Below are 22,898 nucleotides of genomic sequence, written 5' to 3' on the forward strand. Positions count from 1 at the left end.
CACCGCCGCGTCGGGGTCCGACGCAGACGTGAGGCCGCTCACGGTATCGCCACGAACCGTGCGCATCGCCCGGCCGGACGCGGCGCTCCGGCCCGGGCCCGTGGCTCGTGGCTCGTGCCGGCTCAGCCGATCGTCACCGGGTTGACGAGGTCGGCGTAGACGAGCAGCAGCCCGACGCCGCCGAGCAGGACGAAGACGGTGTACGCCAGCGGCACCAGGCGCGCGGTGTCGAACGGCCCCGGCCGCGGCAGCCCGCGCCGGCGGGCGACCTGCCTGCGTGCACCCTCCCAGAGCGCCGCCGCGACGTGCCCGCCGTCGAGCGGGGGCAGCGGGATGAGGTTGAAGACGAACAGCGCGATGTTGAGGCTCGCGAGCATGTCCAGCAGGGAGATGATCTTCAGCTGGGTGTCGATGCCTGCGCCGTCGTAGGACGCGATCTCCCCGGCGAACCGGCCGATGCCGACGATCCCGACGATGCTCGTCTCGTCGCGCTCCGCACCACCGAAGGTGGACCGCGCGAGGTCCACGACCTTGGCGGGCAGCGTGGCCACGACCGTGGCGGTCTGCCAGGTACGGTCGACGACCGTTGCCGGCACGTCGAGGACGGACTGGCGCTGCAGCTCGTCGGTGGGCGTGATCCCGACGTAGCCGACGGAGGCCGTCACGATGTCGCCCGCCGCGTCGTAGGTGTACTGGTCCTGGTCGTCGAGCACGGGACGGTCGGCGACCATCGGCGTCACGGACAGGTCGACGAGCTCGCCGTCGCGCCGCACGACCACCGGCACGGCCTGCTCACCCGTCTGACGGATCAACGCCGCCAGCTGGTCCCAGGACTCGATCGCGGTCCCGTCGTACTCCACGACGGTATCGCCCGGGAGCAGGCCGGCAGCCGCGCCAGGGGACGTCTTGTCGCCCTCGGCGCACGTGCGATCGGCGGGCGCGTCGAGCGGGATGACGCACTCGGCGACGACCGAGAGCGTCGTGCTCGAGCCCGGGGTTCCGAACCCCAGCAGCATGACGGCCATGAGGACGACGGCGATCAGCAGGTTCATCACCGGGCCGCCGAGCATGACCACGAGCTTCTTGGGGGTCGACAGGCGGTAGAAGGCGCGGTGGTCCTGCCCGGGCAGGATCTCCTCGGCGCTCGCGGCGCGGGCGTCGGCAGCCAGCCTGCCGAACGCGGTGCGGGGCTGGGGGTCGCCCACGGCCTCGGCCGGCGGGTACATGCCGATGAGGCGGACGTACCCGCCCAGGGGGATGGCCTTGAGGCCGTACTCGGTCTCGCCCTTCGTGCGGGACCACAGCGTGGGCCCGAAGCCGACCATGTACTGGCTGACCCGCACGCCGAAGCGCTTGGCGGGCACCATGTGACCGACCTCGTGCAGGCCGATCGAGGCCAGCAGGACCACGACCACCACGAGCACGCCGACCAGGTAGGCCATCGACCCTCCGTCCACACGTCGCACGACCGGTGCACGACACACCTGACGACATCCTCTCCCGAGATCCTGGGAGTTGGCTGCCAACGCCGCGCGCAGGCCGTGGCCGTTCGTGGCGCGCAGCCGGGCGGTGGCGCTGCCGGTCGATGCGTTAACGGCGGATTTCGTCGTCCAGGCCCTTCCACGCCGCCGTCATCAGCACTACGTTCCCCTCATGACCACGGTTTCCGCGTCCTCCCCCACGCCGCCGTCAACTCCTCGCGAACCGGGCACGCCGCACCCCCGGCCGCCGCTCGAGCAGAGCCGCCACCTCGCCACCGCGATCCCCGGTCCGCGCTCGCTCGCGCTGGCCGCCCGCCGCGCCACCGTGGTGGCCGCCGGTGTCTCCTCCACCCTGCCGGTGTACGTCGCTCGCGCGGGCGGCGCCGTCCTGGAGGACGTGGACGGCAACCGGCTGGTCGACCTCGGGTCCGGGATCGCCGTCACCTCCGTGGGCGCCAGCGCACCCGAGGTGGTCGCCGCGGTCAGCGAGCAGGTCGCCGACTTCACCCACACGTGCTTCATGGTCTCGCCGTACGAGGAGTACGTCGCGCTCTGCGAGGTGCTCGCCCGCCTGACCCCCGGCACCCACGCGAAACGGTCCGTCCTGGTCAACTCCGGCGCGGAAGCCGTCGAGAACGCCGTGAAGATCGCCCGCCGCGCCACCGGGCGTGATGCGGTCGTCGTGCTCGACCACGCCTACCACGGACGCACCAACCTCACGATGGCGATGACCGCCCGCGCCATGCCCTACAAGACGGGATTCGGGCCGTTCGCCGGCGAGGTGTACCGGGTCCCCGCGTCCTACCCGCTGCGCGACCCCGACGGCATGACGGGCGCGCAGGCGGCCGCACGCGCGATCGACATCGCGCAGCGGCAGGTCGGGGCCGATCGGATCGCCGCCGTGGTCGTCGAGCCGATCCTCGGCGAGGGCGGCTTCGTCGTGCCCGCGCCGGGGTTCCTGCCGGCCCTGGCCGCCTGGGCCAGGGAGAACGGCATCGTCTTCGTCGCGGACGAGGTGCAGACCGGGTTCGCGCGGACAGGCGCCATGTTCGCGAGCGAGCACGAGGGCGTCGTGCCGGACCTGGTGGCCCTCGCCAAGGGGATCGGCGGCGGTCTGCCGCTCGGGGCCGTCACCGGTCGGGCCGAGCTCATGGACGCCGTGCACGCCGGAGGGCTGGGCGGGACCTACGGCGGCAACCCGGTGGCGTGCGCCGCCGCTCTGGCGGCGACCGCGCTGTACGAGCGGGACGACCTCGCCGGTGCCGCACGCGCCATCGAGGACCGCGCGCTCGGGAGGCTGCGAGACATCGCCGCCGACGTGCCGGCGATCGCCGAGGTGCGCGGACGCGGGGCCATGCTCGGGATCGAGCTGGTCAGACCCGGCACGCTCGAGCCCGACAAGGATGCCGCGGGGGCGGTCGCGCGTGCGTGCCTCGCGGCCGGAGTCCTCGTGCTCACCTGCGGGACCTGGGGCAACGTGGTGCGCCTGCTGCCCCCGCTGGTCATCGAGACCTCCGTGCTCGACGACGCGCTCGACGTGCTCGAGCGGGCCCTGCGCGGCCTGGCGTGACCGACGTGGACCGGGGCGCGCTGCACGCCCTGCACGCGACCGAGACCCAGCGGTTCGTCGAGGCGCACCCCGCCTGCGCGCGGCTGGCCGAGGCCGGGCGTGCGCACATGCCCTACGGCGTGCCCATGTCGTGGATGGCCAAGTGGCCGGGCCCGTTCGCCGTGCACGTGGACCAGGCGGCCGGCGCCCACTTCACCTGCGCCGACGGCATCGAGCACGTCGACCTGTGCCTCGGCGACACCGGGGCGATGAGCGGGCACGCACCGGCACCGACCGTCGCGGCGATCACGGCGCAGGCCGCACGCGGCATCACCTCGATGCTGCCCACCGCCGACGCCGCCCTCGTCGCCGCCGAGCTGACCGCACGGTTCGGCACCGGCGCCTCACGCGTCGAGGCCTGGCAGTTCACCCTGACCGCCACCGACGCCAACCGGCACGTGCTGCGCTACGCACGGCACGTCACCGGCCGCCGTCGGGTCGTCGTCATGGACTTCTGCTACCACGGCTCGGTCGACGAGACGTTCGCGACGCTCGACGCGCAGGGGCACGTGGTCCCGCGCCGGGGAACGATCGGAGCCCCGGTCCCTGCAGACCTGACGACGCTCGTGGTGCCGTTCAACGACGTGGACGCCCTGCGCACCGCCCTGGCCGGCGGCGACGTCGCCGCGGTGCTGCTCGAGCCCGCACTGACCAACATCGGCATCGTGCTGCCCGACGACGGCTACCTGGACGCCGTCCGGGCGCTGACGCGCGAGCACGGGGCCTGGATGGTCGTCGACGAGACGCACACGCTGTGCGCCGGACCCGGGGGCTGCACCGCCGCCTGGGGCCTCGACCCCGACGTGGTCGTCGTGGGCAAGACGATCGGCGGCGGTGTCCCGTCCGCCGCGTTCGGTCTCACCGCCGACCTCGCGGCGGCCGTGCAGCGCAGCGTCGAGCTCGAGGACATCGACGTGGGCGGGGTGGGCGGCACGCTGGCCGGGAACGCCCTGTCGATGGCCGCCACCCGCGCGACACTGACGCAGGTCCTGACCCCGGCGGCGTTCGCGCACATGGAGGAGCTCGCCGTGCGGTGGACCGAGGGCGTGCAGGGCGTGCTGAGCGCCACCGGGCTGCCGTGGCACGTCACCCGGCTCGGGGCGCGTGCCGAGTACGCGTTCTCGCCGAACGCCCCGCACGACGGCGCGCAGGCCGCCGCGAGCGACGACTTCCCGTTGCAGCAGTACCTGCACCTGCAGGCGCTCAACCGTGGGGTCCTGCTCACGCCGTTCCACAACATGGCTCTCATGAGCCCGGCGACCAGCGCAGCGGACGTGGACCGGCACAGCGCGGCGTTCTCCGAGGCGGCAGACGCGGTCCGGGCGCTGCGACCGCGCGGCTGAGGACCACCGGGCGGTCGGAGCGGGTTGCGTGGCCCACCGACCGCCCGGTGCCCGGGCCGCCCGATCAGCCGCCGATGACGGCGGCGAACTCGGCGGTGAAGCGGGCGTCCTCGTCGGGAGCGAGCGTCCGGAAGACGTGCGCCTGACGCAGGGTGGCCTCGTCGGGGAAGATCATCGGGTCCTGCGCGAGCTCCGGGTCGATGGCCACCATCGCCTCCTGCGCGCCCTGCACCGGGGTGATGTAGTTGACCCAGGCGGCGACCTGCGCGGCGACCTCGGGGTCGTAGTAGAAGTTGATGAGGTCCTCGGCGTCGGCCTTGTGCGGCGAACCAGTCGGGATCAGCAGGTTGTCGCTCCAGAGCGTGCCGCCCGCCTCGGGCAGCGCGAACTCGAAGCGGTCCGCGTTCTCGTAGTTGAGCGCGGTGATGTCGCCGGACCAGCCGATGACCGCGACGGTGTCACCCGCGACGAGCCCGTCGGTGTACGAGGCGCCGCTCACCTTGCGCACGTGGCCGGTGTCGATCTTGTCCCGCAGCACCTCGAGCGCCATGTAGAACTCGGTGTCTCCCCAGCTGCCGCCCGGGTCGACGCCCAGGTCCAGCAGGATGAGCCCCATCGTGTCGCGCATCTCGGAGAGCACCTCGACGCGACCGGCCAGCTCAGGTGCCCACAGGTCGGACAGCGTGTGCAGGCCCCGCGGCACCTGGTCCTTGGCCCAGGCGAGCCCCGCGAAGCCGGACTGCCAGGTCAGCGAGTGCGTCCGACCGAGATCGAAGTCGACGAGGCTGAGCTCCTCGACGAGGTTGGCGGCGTTCGGGATCCGACTGCGGTCAAGCTCCTCGGCGAAACCCTCCTCGATCATCTGCGCGGCCTTGTAGTTCGTCAGGGTGACGATGTCGTACCCGATGTCCTTGCCGGCCTCGAGCGTGCCGCTGATCGAGTCCCAGAACGTGTCGTTGTCCTCGATCGCCTCGGTGTACTCCGCACGGATGCCGGTGCGGGCCGTGAACTCCTCGAGCGTCGGGTGCGTCGTGCCCGACTCGTCGGTGTCCAGGTAGTACGACCAGTTCGCCCAGCGGACCAGGCCGGCGGTGCCCGATCCGGCACCGCTGCCCTTCGCGGGTGCGCCGCACGCGGCAAGCACGGCCCCGGCACCCGCGGTGCCGAGCGCACCGAGCAGAAGCCCTCGGCGGGTCAGCCCGGACGAGCGGGAACGGGAGGCTGCACGCACCAGGGCCTGGGCGCGCGGGTCGGTCAGTGGCGGACGTCGGACGGACATCGTGCTCCCCTCGGACGGCCCACCCCCCTGGCGGGTCGTCACTGATGTCTGACGGCGCGCGCACAGGCGCGCCGCACGGAGTGTCGCAAACGCTGTGACGGCTGTGAACCCGGCCCCCACCTGCTGAGACACCCGGCCGGCGACACCCGCGCGACACGCGGGTGTCGCCGAGATCAGGCCGTCGCGACCCCCGCCGACACGGCCGGCACGCGCTCCTGCAGACCCCAGGGCGAGCCGTAGCCGCCCGGCGTGGGCGCGGCCAGCAGCTCGAGGAACGGGACCGCGTCGAAGGCCTCCGGACCGAGCACGCCGGTGCCCGACCAGGTGCCCGCGGCCAGCAGCTCGAGCGCCACGACCGGGTTCACCGCCGTCTGCCAGACGACGCACTGCGCGCCGTACTCGGCCATCGACCAGGCGTTGTCGACCAGGTGGTGCAGGTACACCTCGCGCGGCGACCCGTCCTTGCCGGTGCCGGTCACCAGCAGGCCGGCACACGTCGAGCCGGTCATGCGGGGGCCCAGCGTCGCCGGGTCGGGCAGGACCGCGGCCACGACGTCCCGCGGGCTGACCTCGACCCCCCGGACCGAGACGGGCGCGGTGGAGTCCAGGCCCAGCTGGTGCAGCGTGCGCAGCACCCCGATGAACTCCTCACCGAGGCCGTACTTGAAGGTCACCTTCTGCGCGTCGACCCAGCGCGGCATGAGAAGGACCTCCTCGTGCTCGACGTGCACGCACTCCACGGGGCCGACCGGCTCTGGGAAGTCGAAGACCTCCGGCTCGTGGAACGGCGGCACCGTGTACCAGCCGTCCTCGAGCCCGCCGCCCGACGCGGCCCGCGCGGCCGACCAGATGACGGGCGGGTTCAGGCACTCCTCGATCGTCGTCCAGATCGAGAACGACGGGGCGAACACCGGTTCTCCGTCGTCGCCGCGCACCACGAGGTTGGCCCCGTCGCGCACGCCCAGCTCCTCGATCTGCGAGAACAGGTGGTCGGCCGCGTACCGGGCGAACACGTCCGAGAGCCCCGGCTCGACGCCGATGCCCACGAGCGCGAGCAGCCCGGCGTCCTGCCAGCTCGCCGTGGTCGCGAACTGCTCGTCGCCGAGCCGGACGCCCACCTGCTCGTACGGCTGCTGCGGGTGCGGGCGCGACAGCGACATGGCCATGTCGAGGTAGTGCGCGCCGGCCGCGAGCACCCCGGTGAAGATCGACATGACGAACCGCGGGTCGACCGCGTTGAGCACGTGCGTCGCGCCGTGCTCGCGCACGAGCGACTCGACCGACCCCGCGTCGGAGGCGTCGACGGCGGCGGCCACGAACCGGTCCTTGCCCACGTCGTTCACGCGCGCGGCGTCCACCGTGCGCTGGGCACGGGTGACGTCGACGTCGGCGACGACCATCAGCTCGAAGAAGTCACGTCGGGCGGCGATCCGCGCGACGGCGTCCCCCACACCTCCGCTGCCGATCACGAGGATCCGCACGTTCCCACCTCTCAGGCGACCGCCCGCCACGGTGACGGGCGGCACTGCTCAGGCACTGCTCAGTCACTGCTCAGGCACTGCTCACCCGCGCCGTCGGCGGCCCCGGGCGGCGCCCACGACCTGCACGACCACGACCAGCACGAGGGCGAGCACGAACATGAACGAGCTGATGACGTTGGCCTGTGGCGGGATGCCGCGCGTGGCCGAGACGTACACGAACTTCGGGAACGTCTCGAAGCTGCCCGAGTTGAAGTTCGTGATGATGAAGTCGTCGAAGCTGAGGCTGAAGGCCAGCAGCGCCGCCGCCGCGATCCCGGGCAGGAGCAGCGGGAACGTGACCCGCCAGAACGCCTGCCACGGGGTGGCGTACAGGTCGCCGGCAGCCTCCTCGAGGGCCGGGTCGAGGCTCGCGACGCGCGCCTTGACGGTCACGACGACGAAGCTGATGCAGAACATCGTGTGCGCGATGATCACGGTCGTCATGCCGAGCTGGACGCGCAGCGACAGGAACTGCGCGAGCAGCGCCGCACCCAGGACGACCTCGGGGGTCGACATCGGCAGGAAGATCAGCAGGTTGACCAGCGGGCGCCCCCGGAACTGGAAGCGGACCAGGGCGATCGCGATCAGGGTGCCGAGCGCGGTGGCGATCAGCGTGGCGATCACCCCGACCTGCAGCGAGTTCACGAACGCCTCGCACACCTGCGGCGCACCGCACGGGTTCTGCCACGCGTCGAGCGTGAAGCCGCGCCACACGAGGTTCGTCTTGCCCGCGTCGTTGAACGAGAACAGGACGGTGTAGGCGACCGGGACCATGAGGTAGAGGAAGGCGAGCGCGGCGATCGTCGGGATGATCGCGTCGCCGAGCCGCCGCCGTGGCCGACGGGCGGGGGCCCTCCGGGTCGCGGTGCCCTTCGCGGGCGGTGCGGTGCGCGCCTGCTCCACGACGGCGCTCACAGCAGGTCGTCCGTCCCGGCGCGGCGCACGTACGCGCCGACCAGCAGCAGGATCGCGGCCATGAGGACCACCGACAACGCGGCGGCCGTCGGGTAGTCGAGCACCTTGAAGAACCGGGCGTCGATCACCTGCCCGATCATCGCGGTGTTCGTGTTGTTGCCCAGCAGCGAGGAGTTCACGTAGTCACCGGAGGCCGGGATGAAGACCAGCAGCGTGCCACCGACGATGCCGGGCATGGACAGCGGGAGCGTCACCGTGCGGAAGGTGGTGAGCGGCGAGGCGTACAGGTCGGCGCCCGCCTCGAGCAGCCGCGAGTCGAGCCGTTCGAGGTTCGCGTAGATCGGCAGGACCATGAACGGCAGGAAGTTGTACGTCAGGCCGCAGACCACGGCGAACGGGGTCGCCGTCAGGCGTCCGTCGGGTGGCAGCAGGTGCAGCCACTGCATGGCCTGCACGACGAACGCGTCGTCGGCCAGGATCTGCTTCCAGGCGATGGTGCGCAGGATGAAGCTGGTGAAGAACGGGGCGACGACCAGCACGAGCATGAGGCCCTGCAGCAGCTTGTGGCCACGGGCCCGCACGGCGATCGCGTAGGCCATGGGGTACCCGATGATCAGCGAGGCGACGGTCGCCAGGAGCGCGAAGGCGAACGAGCGCACCAGCTGCGGCCAGAACTGGCCGAGGGCGTCGGTGTAGTTGGAGAACTCCAGGGCGGGCTGGAACTGGCCGACGTCACCGCCCGGCACCGGCACGTACAGCGACGTGGCGAGCAGCGCACCGACGGGGACGACGAAGAACAGCACCAGGTAGCCCAGACCGGGCAGGAGCAGGGGCACCCAGCCGCGGGAGCGGGACTGCACCCGAGGCGTGGCGTGCGGGGTGGGTGATCCGGCGTCCCCGAGCGCCGCCGCGATGCTCACGGCTCGTCGTCCAGGTCGGCCAGGCCCGACTCGACGTCCTCGCGGCCGTCGAGCCCGAACGAGTAGGCCGCCGTCCACGCCAGGCGCACCGTGGCGCCGTGGGAGACGGTCGCCCCGCCGAGCAGGTTCTGGGCGAACACCCCGAACGTGCCCAGGCCGGGGATCTCGACCTGGTACTGCGTGCTCACCCCGGTGAAGGACACGTCGGTGACCACCCCGGGCCCGAGCACGTTCTCGTCCGGCCCGGGCTCCTGGCTGCCGACGAGGATCCGCACCTTCTCGGGGCGGATGCCCACGAGCACCGCACCCTCGGTGCGCACGGCCCGTGAGCGCGGCACGAGCACCCGCGCACCGAGCAGGTCGACCCCGAGCATCGCGCCGCCGTCGAGCTCCTCGACGACGGTGCCGGGCGCCAGGTTCGACTGGCCGAGGAAGTTGGCCACGAACGCGGTGCGGGGGTGCTCGTACAGCTCGGCGGGCGCCCCCATCTGCTCGATGCGGCCCTTGTTCATCACGGCGACGGTGTCGGCCATGGTCATGGCCTCCTCCTGGTCGTGGGTGACGTGCACGAACGTCAGCCCGACCTCGTCCTGGATGCGCTTGAGCTCGAGCTGCATCTGCCGCCGGAGCTTGAGGTCGAGCGCGCCGAGCGGCTCGTCGAGCAGCAGGAGCGCGGGTCGGTTGACCAACGCCCTGGCCAGCGCGACGCGCTGCTGCTGCCCACCGGAGAGCATCGACGGCTTGTTCTGCGCGAGGTGACCGAGCTCGACGAGCTCGAGCCCCTCGGCGACCCGTCGGGCGACCTCCTTGACCCCCTTGCGCCGCAGGCCGAACGCCACGTTCTCGGCGATCGTCAGGTGCGGGAAGAGCGCGTAGCTCTGGAAGACCGTGTTCACCGGGCGCTGGTGCGCCCGCGTGCCGGTCACGTCCCGACCGCCGATCGAGATCGTGCCGGCGCTGGGCTGCTCGAGTCCGGCGACCATGCGCAGCGTCGTCGTCTTGCCGCAGCCCGACGGGCCGAGGAGGGCGAAGAACGAGCCCGAGGGGATCGTGAGCGTGAGGTCGTCCACCGCGACGAACTCGCCGAACGACTTGGTCACCCGCTCGATCTCGAGCGCGGCCCCGGCCGGGGCGAGACCCGCGTCGCTGGGCACGGGAGAGGGGGGCACGGGAAGGGTCGTGGCCATCGGTCAGGCGCCGATCACGTCGAGGAAGTCGCCGTTGTAGCGCTCCTCCTCGTCCGGGGCGAGCGAGCGGAAGGTGCTGACCTTCGCCAGGGTCGCCTCGTCCGGGAAGATCAGCGTGTTCGCGGCGAGCTCGGGGTCGATGGCCTCCATCGCCGCCTGCGCCCCCTGGACCGGGGTGATGTAGTTGACCCAGGCCGCGACCTGGGCCGCGACCTCCGGGTCGTAGTAGTAGTCGAAGAGGGTCTCGGCGTTGGCCTTGTGCGTGGCGCCGATCGGGATCATGAGGTTGTCCGACCAGAGCGTGCCGCCGGCCTCAGGGATCGCGAACTCGAAGCGGTCGTCGTTCTCGTAGTTGAGCGCCGTGATGTCGCCGGACCAGCCGATGACCGCGACGGCGTCGCCCGAGACCAGGTCCTGCGCGTAGGAGTTGCCGCGCACCTGGCGGATGTGGCCGGAGTCGATCTTCTCCTTGAGCACGTCCAGGGCGGCGGCGAACTCGTCGTCACCCCAGGTGCCGCCCGGGTCGACGCCCTGGTCGAACATGATGAGGCCGACCGTGTCGCGCATCTCCGAGAGCACCTCGACGCGACCGGCGAGCTCGGGCGCCCACAGGTCCGAGACGGTGTGCAGCCCGCCCGGCACCTTCGACTTGTCCCAGGCGAGCCCGCCGAACCCGGACTGCCAGGTCAGGGAGTGCGCGCGCCCGGGGTCGAAGTCGACGTCCGCGAGGTTCGGCAGGATGTTCTCGGCGTTCGGGATGCGCGTGCGGTCGAGCTCCTGGGTGTAGCCGAGCCGGATCATCCGCGCGGCCATCCAGTCGGTCAGCGTCATGATGTCGTAGCCGATGTCCTGGCCGTTGGCCAGCTGCCCGGAGACCTTGCCGTAGAACGAGTCGTTGTCGTCGATGTCCTCGGAGTACTCGACCTCGATGCCGGTCTTCTCCGTGAACGCCTCGAGCGTCGGGTACCGCGTGCCGCTGTCGTCCTGGTCGAGGTAGAGCGTCCAGTTGGCCCAGCGGACGAGCTTGTCGGTCTCCGACAGGTCGGCCCCGGCCGAGGGTGCCGAGCCCGTGCCGGTCGTGCCGCCGGTCCCGCACGCGGCGAGCAGCGTGGCGGCGCCGGCGGTGCCGAGCGCACCCAGGAGGAACGTGCGACGCGACGGCCCGGTGTGCGAGCGACCACCGGCTGCGGCGACGAGCGCACGCACCCGGGGGTCGGTGAGCGGCGGGCGGCGATGAGCGGTCATCGGACTCCTCTCGACGCGGCAGGTCGTCCGACCTGCCGGTGGTGCACGGGCACGCGACGCCCGGGGCGCCGGGTGGATCGTCGCAAACGCCCAGGGGGCGATACAAGGATTTCGTCGCGAAAGTGGCTCCCCGCAACGAAAATGTTGCATGCACGGAACATTGCGTGCTCAAAAGGTCGCCCAGAGGGGTCGCTGACGATCGTCGGGCCCGGCTCGGGCAGACCGCTCGTCGACACGAAGGGCACGCAGGGCACGGCGGGCATGCGGGTGCCGGTCGGTGGCGCGTCAGGCGCCGAAGGCCGACATGACGTGCTTGATGCGCGTGTAGTCCTCGAACCCGTACATGGACAGGTCCTTGCCGTAGCCGGACTGCTTGAACCCGCCGTGCGGCATCTCGGCGACGAACGGGATGTGCGTGTTGATCCACACGACCCCGAAGTCGAGCGCGCGCGAGACGCGCAGGGCGGTGCCGTGGTCCTTGGTCCACACCGAGCTCGACAGCCCGTACCGCACGCCGTTGGCCAGGGCGATCGCCTCGGCCTCGTCCGTGAACGTCTGCACGGTGATGACCGGCCCGAAGATCTCGTCCTGCACGACCTCGTCGTCCTGACGCAGCCCGTCCACCACGGTCGGCTCGAGGAAGTAGCCGGCACCGGCGACCCGGTTGCCGCCGGCCAGCACGGAAGCGTGACCGGGCAGCCGGTCGAGGAAGCCCGTGACGCGCTCGAGCTGGTGCGCGTTGTTGACCGGGCCGAAGGCGACCGTCGGGTCGTCCGGCATGCCCGTGCGGGTTCCGCGCGCCTGCTCGGCCAGCGCGGCGACGAAGTCGGCGTGCGCGGAGGCCTGCACGAGCACACGCGTGGCAGCCGTGCAGTCCTGACCGGCGTTGTAGTAGCCGGCCGCGGCGATGCCCTCGGCGGCGGCGGCCAGGTCGGCGTCCGCGAACACGATCACGGGCGCCTTGCCGCCGAGCTCGAGGTGCACGCGCTTGACGTCGACGGACGCGGCCTCGGCGACCTGCGAGCCTGCGCGCACCGACCCGGTGATCGCGACCATGTCGGACCGCGGGTGGGCGACCAGAGCCCGACCGGTGTCCCGGTCGCCGCACACGACGTTGAGCACGCCCGGCGGCAGGACCTCGGCGGCGACCTCGGCCAGCAGCAGCGTGGAGGCCGGCGTCGTGTCCGACGGCTTGAGCACCACGGTGTTGCCCGCCGCGAGCGCGGGGGCGATCTTCCACACGGCCATCATCAGCGGGTAGTTCCACGGCGTGACCTGCCCGACGACACCCACGGGCTCCCGCCGGATCCACGAGGTGTGCCCCTCGAGGTACTCCCCCGCGCTCAGGCCGTCGAGCACCCGCGCGGCACCGGCGAAGAAGCGCAGCTGGTCGACGCACGGGGGCACCTCGTCGGAGGCCGCCAGGTGCAGGGGCTTGCCGGTGTTGCGCGACTCGACGGCGACGAACTCCTCGGCCCGTGCCTCGACGGCGTCGGCGAGCCGCAGCAGCGCGAGCTGGCGCTCGGCCGGCGTCGTGCGGCCCCAGGTGGTGAAGGCCTGCGACGCGGCGGCGTAGGCGTCGTCGACGTCCTGCGCCGAGCTGACCGGCGCGGTCGCGTACGGCAGCCCGGTCGAGGGGTCGACCACGGTGGACGTGCGCCCGTCGGCGGCGGGCCGTCGCTCGCCGGCGATGAGGTTGAGCAGCTCCACGGGTGCGGGCGCGGCGGCCGGTGCACCTGCGGCGGACGGGAGGGACGGGCTCATCGTGCTCTCCTTCGTGGCGGCCTGCGAGACTGCGTGCATGCGCACTGCGGCGGTGCGCGGCAGGCTACGCCGATACTCCCCCAAACGGCAGCGCAACGGAGGATTTCGATGTAACAGTCGCGTTTCCGCGCCGGATTCCATGGCCACAGACACGAAACACGACGGATTCGCTTGCATCCGACGGGCCCGCACTGCACGATCGACCGCGTGAGCACCAGGACCACCACCCCCGCAGGACGCGCGCCGCTCGACGACCTGTCCAAGGCGATCATCGAGCAGCTCCAGGAGGACGGGCGCCGCCCGTACGCCAGCATCGGCAAGGCCGTGGGTCTGTCCGAGGCCGCCGTGCGCCAACGTGTGCAGCGGCTCGTCGAGTCCGGCGTCATGCAGATCGTCGCCGTCACCGACCCGCTCCAGGTCGGGTTCACCCGACAGGCGATGATCGGCATCAAGGCCGACGGCGACCTCGAGGCGCTCGCCGACTCCCTGGCCACGATGGCCGAGATCGACTACGTCGTGGTGACCGCCGGCGGGTTCGACCTGCTGGTGGAGGTCGTCTGCGAGGACGACGAGCACCTGCTCGAGGTGCTCAACCGCAAGATCCGCACGCTGCCCGGCGTGCGCGCCACGGAGACGTTCGTCTACCTGCGGCTGCGCAAGCAGCTCTACAACTGGGGAACCCGATGAGCCAGGCACCCGGCACGAACCCGTCCACGACACCGTCGACGACCCTGTCCACGACCCCGCGCGGCACCGCGCGCGCCGACGCCGCGCGCTCGCACCTGTGGGGGCACTTCACCCGGCACAGCGCGTGGGACGACGGGGTCCCGACGATCGTGCGCGGGCAGGGCCACCACATCTGGGACGACACCGGCCGCCGCTACATCGACGCCCTGTCCGGGCTGTTCGTCGTGCAGGTCGGCCACGGGCGCGCCGAGCTCGCCGAGCGGGCCCGGCAGCAGGCCGAGCAGCTCGCGTTCTTCCCGCTGTGGTCCTACGCCCACCCGCAGGCCGTCGACCTGGCCGAGCGCCTCGCGCACCACGCTCCCGGCGACCTCAACCGGGTCTTCTTCACCACCGGTGGCGGCGAGGCCGTCGAGTCGGCGTGGAAGCTGGCCAAGCAGTACTGGAAGCTCGTCGGGCAGCCCGGCAAGCACAAGGTCATCTCGCGGGCCGTCGCCTACCACGGCACCCCGCACGGCGCCCTGTCGATCACCGGGCTGCCGAGCCTCAAGGCACCCTTCGAGCCGCTCGTGCCCGGTGCGCACAAGGTGCCCAACACCAACCAGTACCGCGCCCCGGAGGGCCTGCGCGACGACCCCAAGGCGTTCGGGATCTGGGCCGCGGACCGCATCGCCGAGGCCATCGAGTTCGAGGGGCCCGAGACCGTGGCGGCGGTCTTCCTCGAGCCGGTGCAGAACGCCGGCGGCTGCTTCCCGCCCCCGCCCGGGTACTTCGAGCGGGTCCGCGAGATCTGCGACCGGTACGACGTCCTGCTCGTCTCGGACGAGGTCATCTGCGCGTTCGGCCGCATCGGCTCGATGTTCGCCTGCGACGACCTCGGCTACGTGCCCGACATGATCACCTGCGCCAAGGGCATGACCTCCGGCTACTCCCCGATCGGCGCCCTGATCGCCTCCGACCGGCTCTTCGAGCCGTTCGCGAAGGGCAACACCTCCTTCGCGCACGGCTACACGTTCGGCGGGCACCCCGTCTCGGCGGCCGTCGCCATGGCCAACCTCGACATCTTCGAGCGCGAGGGCCTCAACGACCGGGTCAAGGAGAACGCCCCGGTGCTCCGGGGGACCCTCGAGCGGCTGCTCGACCTGCCGATCGTCGGCGACGTGCGCGGCGAGGGCTACTTCTACGGGATCGAGCTCGTCAAGGACAAGGTCACCCGGGAGACGTTCGACGAGGACGAGAGCGAGCGCCTGCTGCGCGGGTTCCTGTCCCCGGCCCTCTTCGACGCCGGGCTGTACTGCCGCGCCGACGACCGCGGCGACCCGGTGATCCAGCTCGCCCCGCCGCTGACCTGCGGGCCGGCCGAGTTCGACGAGATCGAGCAGATCCTGCACGGCGTGCTGTCCGAGGCGTGGTCGCACCTGTGAGCGACCTGCGCGCGCTGTCGCTGTGGTGGGACCAGCTCGCCGACGACGGCCCGTCGCCCGCGCCGCGCCCCCCGCTGGACGGCGACGCGCAGGCCGACGTGGTCGTGGTCGGCGGCGGGCTCACCGGACTGTGGGCCGCGTACTACCTGCTCGAGGCGGACCCCTCGCTCGACGTGCTCGTCGTCGAGCAGGAGGTCGCCGGCTTCGGCGCCAGCGGTCGCAACGGCGGGTGGTGCTCGGCGCTGTTCCCCGTCTCCGGGGACGCACTCGCACGCCGGTACGGTCGCGACGCCGCCCTCGCGATGCGCGCCGCGATGCGCGACACCGTCGTCGAGGTGGGCGGGGTCGCCGCCGCCGAGGAGATCGACTGCGGGTTCGCCTACGGTGGCACGGTCACCCTCGCGCGCAACCAGGCACAGCTGGCCCGGGTCCGGGCCGAGGCGGCCACCGACGAGCTGTGGGGCGACGAGACGCACGTGCTCGACGCCGCCGAGGTCGCCGAGCACGTGCAGGCCACCCGCGTCCTGGGTGGTGCGTGGACGCCCGACTGCGCGCGCGTGCAGCCCGCACGCCTGGTCCGCGGACTGGCCGAGGTGGTCGAGCAGCGCGGGGCCCGGATCGTCGAGGGCACCCGGGCCCTGCGCATCTCCCCACGGGCGGTCGTCACCGACCAGGGCACGATCCGCACCCGCTGGACGCTGCGCGCCACCGAGGCCTGGACCGCGTCGATGCCGGGAAGCCGGCGGGCGGTCGTGCCCGTGTACTCCCTGATGATCGCGACCGCACCGCTGCCCCCGCAGACCTGGGAGCACATCGGGCTCGAGCGCGGGCAGACGTTCACCGACGGCCGCCACCTGCTGGTGTACGGCCAGCGCACCACCGACGACCGGCTCGCGTTCGGCGGTCGCGGCGCGCCCTACCACCCGGGCTCGGCGGTGCGCCCCGAGTTCGACCGGTCACCGACGGTCTTCGGGCACCTGCACGCCGCGCTGCTCGACCTGTTCCCCGTCCTGGACGGCACCGAGATCACGCACACCTGGGGCGGCCCGCTCGCGATCTCCCGCGACTGGCACCCCTCGGTCGGGCTCGACCCGACCACGGGCATCGGGTGGGCGGGCGGCTACGTCGGCGACGGCCTGTCGACGACCAACCTCGCCGGTCGCACGCTCGCCGACCTGGTGACCGGCACCGACAGCCCCCTGGTCGACCTGCCCTGGGTCGGGCACCGGTCCCCCGACTGGGAGCCCGAGCCGTGGCGCTGGGCCGGGATCACGGCCGGGCTGCGAGCGGCCGAGCTCGCGGACCGCTCCGAGGAACGCTCCGGACGTCCGAGCCGGACGGCCGCGCTGCTCGGACGCTTCACCGGGCACTGACCCGACCGGTCAGCGGCGCGCGAGCACCTCGTGCGTGCGCGACCGGGCCCACGCCTCGGCAGCCAGGACGTCCGCCAGCGCCAGGCCGTCCGTCGCGGTGTGCTCCCCCAGCACCCGCTCGACCGTCGCGACGATGTCCGCGAACCCGATCCGCCCGTCCAGGAACGCGGCCACGCACTCCTCGTTCGCCGCGTTGTACACGGCCGGGTGCGTCGCCGAGGCGGCCACCGCCTCCCGGGCGAGCCGCACCGCGCCGAAGACCTGCTCGTCGAGGGGTTCGAACGTCCAGGTGGTCGCCCGCGTCCAGTCGCACGCGGACGCCGCATCCGGCACCCTGTCCGGCCACGACAGGCCCAGCGCGATCGGCAGGCGCATGTCCGGCGGCGAGGCCTGGGCGATCGTCGAGCCGTCGACGAACTCGACCATCGAGTGCACGACCGACTGCGGGTGCACCACGACCGCGATGTCCTCGACGGGCACACCGAACAGCAGGTGCGCCTCGATGAGCTCGAGCCCCTTGTTCATCAGCGTCGCGGAGTTGATCGTCACGACCGGCCCCATCGACCACGTCGGGTGCGCGAGCGCCTGCTGCGGCGTCGCGGCCTTGACCTCGTCGAGCGACCACCCGCGGAACGGACCGCCGGACGCCGTCAGCACCAACCGGCGCACCTCCGCACGCGAGCCCCCGCGCAGGCACTGCGCGATGGCCGAGTGCTCGGAGTCGACCGGCACGATCTGGTCGGGTCGCACGCGTGCGGCATGCACGAGCGGGCCGCCGACGACCAGCGACTCCTTGTTGGCCAGCGCCAGGGTGCTCCCCGCGCGCAGGGCCGCCAGCGTCGGGCCGAGGCCCACCGACCCGGTGATGCCGTTGAGCACCACGTCGGCGCCCGCACCCGCCAGCTCACCGGCAGCCTCCGGCCCGACCAGCACCGCGACGTCCGCGCGCGCACCGGCCTGCACGAGAGCAGCACGCAGGGGCTCGGCCGCCCGAGGGTCGGCCACGGCCACCGCCTCGACCTGCAGCAGGGCTGCCTGCCGGGCCAGCAGCCCGACGTCGCCGCCACCGGCGCTCAGGCCGCGCACCGTGAACGACTCGGGGTTGCGGGTGATGACGTCGACGGCCTGGGTCCCGATGGACCCGGTCGACCCGAGCAGGATGACGCTGCGCTGACTCACCCGACCATCATCGCGGACCCGCACGGTCGGGTGTGACGCCCGGACGCCTGAGCAGCGCGACGCGCGCCATGCAGCAGGTCACTCGACGCCGAGCAGCACCTCGACCGCACGCCCGACGAACGCGTCCACCGCCTGACGCCCGTACGCGTCGCGGCCCTTGCGCCGCCGGAACGTGACCGCCCGGACCTCCGCCGCCGTCAGCGCGACACCGTTGTCGAAGAACCCGACGAGCTTGTGGCACAACGCGTCGACGTCCGCGGCCTCGTACCCGACGTGCCGGCCCTCGGGCGGCGCGAACCGGTCACCGTCAGGCCGCGACAGCCGGCCGTAGAGCGTGCGCGCATGCTCACCGAGCTTGTCCATCCACGCCTGCTGACCGTGCTCGGCGACGAACTCGGCCCGCTCCCGGGCGACGAACGCCGCCTCGAGGCGGTCGAGCGCGGAGTCGACCGCGGACGTGACGTAGCCGCCACGGACCATCTCGAACGCGACGTCACGCACGTCCTTGCCCGACACCGTGCCGGGAGGGCCCTGCTCGTAGACGAGGCGGGCATGCTCGAAGAACTCGTCGACCTCGTCCGGGTCGTACCCGGAACGCAGACCCGACACGGTCCGGAACATGCCGTCGCTCACTCGTCCTCCTCCGCCGCCAGCTGACCGCAGGCCCCGTCGATGTCCGACCCGCGCGTGTCGCGGATCGTCGTCGGGATGCCGTGCGCCCGCAAGCGTGCCACGAACTCCTGCTCGACCTCCGGCTCGCTCGCCGTCCACTTCGAACCGGGTGTCGGGTTGAGCGGGATCGGGTTGCAGTGCACCCAGCCGCGGCCGCGGGCGTTGAGCTTCTCGCCCAGCAGGTCCGCCCGCCAGGCATGGTCGTTGATGTCCTTGATCAGGGCGTACTCGATCGAGACGCGCCGACCCGTGGTCACGAAGTAGCGGTGCGCCGCGTCCAACGCCTCGTCGACGGCCCACCGGGTGTTGATCGGCACGAGCTCGCCGCGCAGCTCGTCGTCCGGCGCGTGCAGCGACAGGGCGAGCGTCACCGGGATCCCCTCGGCAGCCAGCTTGTCGATCGCGGGCACCAGGCCGACCGTCGACACGGTCACGTTGCGCGCCGACATGCCGAAGCCGTCGGGCGCGGGCGCGACCAGGCGCCGCACCGTCTCGATGACCGCCTTGTAGTTGGCCATCGGCTCGCCCATGCCCATGAACACCACGTTCGAGAGCCGACCCGGACCACCCGGGATCTCCCCGTCGGCCAGGGCACGTGCCGCCGCACGCACCTGCTCGACGATCTCGGCGGTCGACAGGTTGCGCGTCAGGCCCAGCTGGCCCGTCGCGCAGAACGGGCAGGCCATCCCGCAGCCGACCTGGCTCGAGACGCACAGCGTCGAACGGTTCGTGTAGCGCATCAGCACCGACTCGACCTTCACGCCGTCGAACAGGTGCCACAAGGTCTTGACCGTCGTGCCGCCGTCGGCCGTCAGCGTGCGCACCGAGGTGAGCAGCTGCGGGAACAGCTCCTCACCGATCCGGTCGCGGATCGCCGCGGGAAGGTCGGTCATCTCGGAGGGGTCCGAGGTCAGGTGCGTGAAGTAGTGCGTCGCCAGCTGCTTGGCCCGGAACGGCTTCTCCCCCAGGGCCGTCACCGCCTCGACCCGCTGCTCGGGCGTCAGGTCGACGAAGTGGCGCGGCGGCTTGCCACGCGCTCCACGGGTCGGCGCGGACATGTCCAGTCGGACGGGCGTCCCGGTCACGGGTGCCCCCTCTCGGGTCAGGCGGGCAGCAGCACTGCCAGGATCACGTACACGGCGGGAGCCGTGAGCAGCAGGGAGTCGAGCCGGTCCAGAAGACCACCGTGACCGGGCAGCAACGTGCCCATGTCCTTCAGCTCGAGATCCCGCTTCAGCAACGACTCGGCCAGGTCGCCGAGCGTGGCGGTGGCGACGGTCGCCAGGCCGAGGAACAGGCCGACGAGCGGGTCACCCTCGAAGGCGACCTGCACCCCGACGACCCCGACGACGCTGGCCAGCACGATCGAGCCGACCAGCCCCTCCCAGGTCTTCTTCGGGCTGACCTTGGGCGCCATGGGGTGACGACCCAGCAGGGCACCGACCGCGTAGCCGCCCGTGTCGCTGGCGACCGGCAGGAGGACGAACAGCATCACGCGGGCCGCACCGTCGGGCTCGGCCAGCATGAGCATGACGAAACCACCGAGGAACGGCAGGTACGCGGCCGCGAACGTGGCGGCCGAGGCGTCCCGCAGCGCGGCCAGCCCGTGGCCGTCCAGCGCCCTCCACACGACGACGCCGCCGACGGTCAAGGAGAACGCCACGAACAGGGCCTCGGGCCCCGAGGTGTACGCCGAGACCATGATGCCGACCGCACCGACCAGCAGCGGGAGCAGCGGCAGATGGATCGCCCGGCGGGTGAACGCCTGGGCGAGCTCCCACAACGAGGCGCAGACCGCGACGATCGCGAGGACCGCGAACGCCTCCTTGCGGATGAAGAGGCTCGCGACGACCGCGACCAGCAGGCTGACGCCCACGAGGATCGCGACAGGCAGGTCACGGCCCGAGCGCGGGGTGCGGGGGGCGGCGACGGCGTGCTCCGTCATCAGACCTCGAGGAGCTCGTGCTCCTTGGACGTGAGCAGGTGGTCGATGAGGTCGACGTGCTTCTTCGTCAGCCCCTCGAGCTCCTTCTCCGCCCGCTGGACCTCGTCCTCGCCGGCCTCACCGTCCTTGACGATGCGGTCGAGCTCCTCCTTGGCCTTGCGACGCACGCTGCGCACCGCGATGCGGGCGTCCTCCGCCTTGGCCTTGGCCAGCTTGACGAAGTCGCGGCGGCGCTCCTCCGTCAGAGCCGGCAGCACGACCCGGATGACGTTGCCGTCGCTGGTCGGGTTCACGCCCAGGTCGGAGTCGCGCAGCGCCTTCTCGATGGCGTGCGAGGCCGACTTGTCGAACGGCGAGACCAGCACGGTGCGCGCCTCGGTCACGTTGAACGACGCCAGCTGCTGCAGCGGCGTCGGGCTGCCGTAGTAGTCGACGAACACCTTGGAGAACATCGCGGCGTTCGCACGGCCCGTACGGATCGTCGCGAAGTCGTCCTTGGCGACCTCGATCGCCTTGTCCATCTTCTCCTCGGCCTCGAGGAGGGTCTCGTCGATCACCGGAGCTCCTTCGTGCATGTGGGGTGGTGCGGGTGGCTGGAGGTACGGTCTGGCCGCAGGTCAGTCGGCGGTGACCAGGGTGCCGATCTTCTCACCCTGCAGGGCGCGGGTGACGTTCCCCCGCTCCTCCAGGCCGAAGACACGCATCACGACGTCGTTGTCACGGCACAGGCTCAGCGCCGTGGCGTCCATGACGGCGAGGTCGTTGACGAGCGCGTCGGTGTAGGTCAGGTGCTCGAGGCGCGTGGCCGTCGGGTCCGTGCGCGGGTCCGCCGAGTAGACGGCGTCGACGCCGTTCTTGCCCATGAGGACCTCCTGGCAGTGCGTCTCGAGGGCGCGCTGGACCGAGACGGTGTCCGTGGAGAAGAACGGCATGCCGGCGCCCGCGCCGAAGATCACGACGCGGCCCTTCTCCAGGTGGCGGATCGCCCGCAGCGGGATGTACGGCTCGGCGACCTGACCCATCGTGATGGCCGTCTGCACCCGAGTGCTGACCCCGGCCTGCTCGAGGAAGTCCTGGAGCGCGAGGCAGTTCATCACCGTGCCGAGCATGCCCATGTAGTCGGCACGCGCGCGGTCCATGCCGTTCTGCGCGAGCTCGGCACCTCGGAAGAAGTTGCCTCCCCCGACCACGATGGCGACCTCGACACCGGCACGGACGGCCACCGCGATCTCCGCGGCGATCCGACGCACCACCTCGGCGGCCAGACCGATGTCGCCACCTCCGAACGACTCGCCCGAGAGCTTGAGCAGGACGCGTCGACGTGGTGCGGTCTCAGCGGTCAGGTCCTCGGTCACGGGTCCTCCACGATCCGTTCGGTGCTGCTGGCTGCTGCCGGTGAGGCACGGGTGCTGCAGGGGCGCTCGGGCCCCGGTGCGCCGGTGGCCCCGACCCGAGCGGGTCGGGGCCACCGATCACAGGGACGAGATCAGGCTCCCACGCGGAACCGCACGAACGCGGTGACCGTGCCGCCGGCCTCGGTGAGCACCTGGCCGACCGTCTTCTTCGGGTCCTTGGCGAACGCCTGCTCGAGCAGCACGTTCTCCTTGAAGAAGCCGTTGAGGCGACCCTCGATGATCTTCGGCAGCGCGGCCTCGGGCTTGCCCTCGTTCCGCGCCGTCTCCTCGGCGATGTGGCGCTCGGACGCGACGGTCTCGGCCGGGACCTCCTCGCGCGTGAGGAAGGTGGGCGAGTACGCCGCGATGTGCGTCGCGACGTCACGGGCCACGCCCGCCGCGGCCGTGTCGGTCGCCACGAGGACGCCGACCTGCGGGGGCAGGTCCTTGCTGACCTTGTGCAGGTAGACCTCGACGTGCTCGCCGGCCACACGGCCCAGGCGACGCACGACGACCTTCTCGCCGAGCGTGGCAGCCGTCTCGTCGACGACCGACTGCAGCGAGGCGCCGTCGACGTCCTCGGCCAGCAGGGCGTCCGCGTCACGGGCGGCGGAGGTCGCCGCCGTGGCGATGACCTTCTCCGCGAGCGCGATGAACGAGGCGTTCTTCGCAACGAAGTCCGTCTCGGAGTTGACCTCGACCAGCACGCCGGTCTGGCCCTCGCCGTCGGCCGTGGGGCCGACGTGCGCGACGACCAGACCGTCGGAGGCCGAACGGCCCTCGCGCTTGCCGACGCCCTTGAGGCCCTTCACGCGGATGATCTCGAGCGCCTTGTCGGCGTCACCCTCGGCCTCCTCGAGCGCCTTCTTGACGTCGAGCATGCCCGCACCGGTCTTCTCGCGCAGCGCCTTGATGTCTGCCAGCGAGTAGTTCGCCATCAGTGTCCGTCCTTAGTCGTGGTGGG

20 protein-coding genes are annotated in these 22,898 nt (G+C 72.0%); 5 read left to right on the plus strand and 15 right to left on the minus strand.

What is annotated here, in order from left to right:
• Positions 1-122 precede the first annotated feature (122 nt).
• Positions 123-1,442: a M50 family metallopeptidase gene (locus BKA22_RS19025; RefSeq protein ID WP_146952268.1), complete on the minus strand. Its 1,320-nt coding sequence runs from the start codon at positions 1,440-1,442 to the stop codon at positions 123-125.
• Between the two features lie 211 nt (positions 1,443-1,653).
• Here BKA22_RS19025 and gabT point away from each other — a divergent pair, with 211 nt between their 5' ends.
• Together gabT and BKA22_RS19035 are read left to right on the plus strand one after the other, a co-directional pair.
• Positions 1,654-3,051 (plus strand): 4-aminobutyrate--2-oxoglutarate transaminase, encoded by a 1,398-nt coding sequence (gene gabT / locus BKA22_RS19030; RefSeq protein WP_146952267.1) that lies wholly within the window; start codon positions 1,654-1,656, stop codon positions 3,049-3,051.
• A complete protein-coding gene (locus tag BKA22_RS19035) occupies positions 3,048-4,433 on the plus strand; it encodes a transaminase (RefSeq protein WP_146952266.1) in 1,386 nt (461 codons plus the stop codon). Before gabT ends, BKA22_RS19035 begins: the two co-directional genes overlap by 4 nt.
• A gap of 64 nt (positions 4,434-4,497) precedes the next feature.
• Here the strand turns inward: BKA22_RS19035 and BKA22_RS19040 are convergent, their stop codons facing one another.
• The 7 genes from BKA22_RS19040 to BKA22_RS19070 form a co-directional block, all read right to left on the minus strand.
• Entirely contained in the window at positions 4,498-5,712 is a 1,215-nt protein-coding gene (locus tag BKA22_RS19040) for a polyamine ABC transporter substrate-binding protein (RefSeq protein WP_146952265.1), read from the minus strand.
• Positions 5,713-5,885: 173 nt separating this feature from the next.
• A complete protein-coding gene (locus BKA22_RS19045) occupies positions 5,886-7,193 on the minus strand; it encodes a saccharopine dehydrogenase family protein (protein WP_146952264.1) in 1,308 nt (435 codons plus the stop codon).
• An 81-nt stretch (positions 7,194-7,274) separates the two neighbouring features.
• Entirely contained in the window at positions 7,275-8,006 is a 732-nt protein-coding gene (locus tag BKA22_RS19050; RefSeq protein WP_146952418.1) for an ABC transporter permease, read from the minus strand.
• 137 nt (positions 8,007-8,143) lie between these two features.
• Complete coding sequence (locus BKA22_RS19055; protein WP_146952417.1) at positions 8,144-9,061, minus strand: ABC transporter permease; 918 nt, start codon at positions 9,059-9,061, stop codon at positions 8,144-8,146.
• Between the two features lie 2 nt (positions 9,062-9,063).
• The gene (locus BKA22_RS19060) at positions 9,064-10,236 is read right to left on the minus strand and encodes an ABC transporter ATP-binding protein (RefSeq protein ID WP_223203490.1); all 1,173 of its coding nucleotides are present in this window, start codon (positions 10,234-10,236) and stop codon (positions 9,064-9,066) included.
• Positions 10,237-10,257: 21 nt separating this feature from the next.
• Positions 10,258-11,499, minus strand: coding sequence for a polyamine ABC transporter substrate-binding protein (locus BKA22_RS19065; RefSeq protein ID WP_146952262.1), 1,242 nt, complete (start codon positions 11,497-11,499; stop codon positions 10,258-10,260).
• 285 nt (positions 11,500-11,784) lie between these two features.
• On the minus strand, positions 11,785-13,263 hold the full coding sequence (locus BKA22_RS19070) for a gamma-aminobutyraldehyde dehydrogenase (RefSeq protein WP_146952261.1): 1,479 nt from the start codon (positions 13,261-13,263) through the stop codon (positions 11,785-11,787).
• 207 nt (positions 13,264-13,470) lie between these two features.
• On the opposite strand from BKA22_RS19070, the gene BKA22_RS19075 reads away from it, so the two are divergent.
• The 3 genes from BKA22_RS19075 to BKA22_RS19085 are packed head-to-tail and all read left to right on the plus strand — an operon-like array spanning position 13,471 to position 16,744.
• Positions 13,471-13,950 (plus strand): Lrp/AsnC family transcriptional regulator, encoded by a 480-nt coding sequence (locus BKA22_RS19075; protein ID WP_223203489.1) that lies wholly within the window; start codon positions 13,471-13,473, stop codon positions 13,948-13,950.
• Entirely contained in the window at positions 13,947-15,371 is a 1,425-nt protein-coding gene (locus BKA22_RS19080; RefSeq protein WP_146952259.1) for an aspartate aminotransferase family protein, read from the plus strand. Before BKA22_RS19075 ends, BKA22_RS19080 begins: the two co-directional genes overlap by 4 nt.
• Entirely contained in the window at positions 15,368-16,744 is a 1,377-nt protein-coding gene (locus BKA22_RS19085) for an NAD(P)/FAD-dependent oxidoreductase (RefSeq protein WP_223203488.1), read from the plus strand. Before BKA22_RS19080 ends, BKA22_RS19085 begins: the two co-directional genes overlap by 4 nt.
• A gap of 9 nt (positions 16,745-16,753) precedes the next feature.
• On the opposite strand, the gene dxr is transcribed toward BKA22_RS19085, so the two are convergent.
• From dxr to tsf, 7 genes are all read right to left on the minus strand, one after another.
• Complete coding sequence (gene dxr / locus BKA22_RS19090) at positions 16,754-17,923, minus strand: 1-deoxy-D-xylulose-5-phosphate reductoisomerase (protein ID WP_146952257.1); 1,170 nt, start codon at positions 17,921-17,923, stop codon at positions 16,754-16,756.
• A gap of 78 nt (positions 17,924-18,001) precedes the next feature.
• Positions 18,002-18,556: a DivIVA domain-containing protein gene (locus tag BKA22_RS19095; protein ID WP_146952256.1), complete on the minus strand. Its 555-nt coding sequence runs from the start codon at positions 18,554-18,556 to the stop codon at positions 18,002-18,004.
• Positions 18,553-19,680 (minus strand): dual-specificity RNA methyltransferase RlmN, encoded by a 1,128-nt coding sequence (gene rlmN, locus BKA22_RS19100; protein WP_223203487.1) that lies wholly within the window; start codon positions 19,678-19,680, stop codon positions 18,553-18,555. Before rlmN ends, BKA22_RS19095 begins: the two co-directional genes overlap by 4 nt.
• A gap of 17 nt (positions 19,681-19,697) precedes the next feature.
• Positions 19,698-20,540 (minus strand): phosphatidate cytidylyltransferase, encoded by an 843-nt coding sequence (locus BKA22_RS19105; RefSeq protein ID WP_146952255.1) that lies wholly within the window; start codon positions 20,538-20,540, stop codon positions 19,698-19,700.
• A complete protein-coding gene (gene frr, locus BKA22_RS19110) occupies positions 20,540-21,097 on the minus strand; it encodes a ribosome recycling factor (RefSeq protein ID WP_146952254.1) in 558 nt (185 codons plus the stop codon). Before frr ends, BKA22_RS19105 begins: the two co-directional genes overlap by 1 nt.
• A 60-nt stretch (positions 21,098-21,157) precedes the next feature.
• Entirely contained in the window at positions 21,158-21,895 is a 738-nt protein-coding gene (gene pyrH, locus BKA22_RS19115; protein WP_146952253.1) for a UMP kinase, read from the minus strand.
• 131 nt (positions 21,896-22,026) lie between these two features.
• The gene (gene tsf, locus BKA22_RS19120; protein ID WP_146952252.1) at positions 22,027-22,872 is read right to left on the minus strand and encodes a translation elongation factor Ts; all 846 of its coding nucleotides are present in this window, start codon (positions 22,870-22,872) and stop codon (positions 22,027-22,029) included.
• Positions 22,873-22,898: the final 26 nt, after the last annotated feature.

The organism is Cellulomonas soli (assembly GCF_013409305.1).
Classification (GTDB): domain Bacteria; phylum Actinomycetota; class Actinomycetes; order Actinomycetales; family Cellulomonadaceae; genus Cellulomonas; species Cellulomonas soli.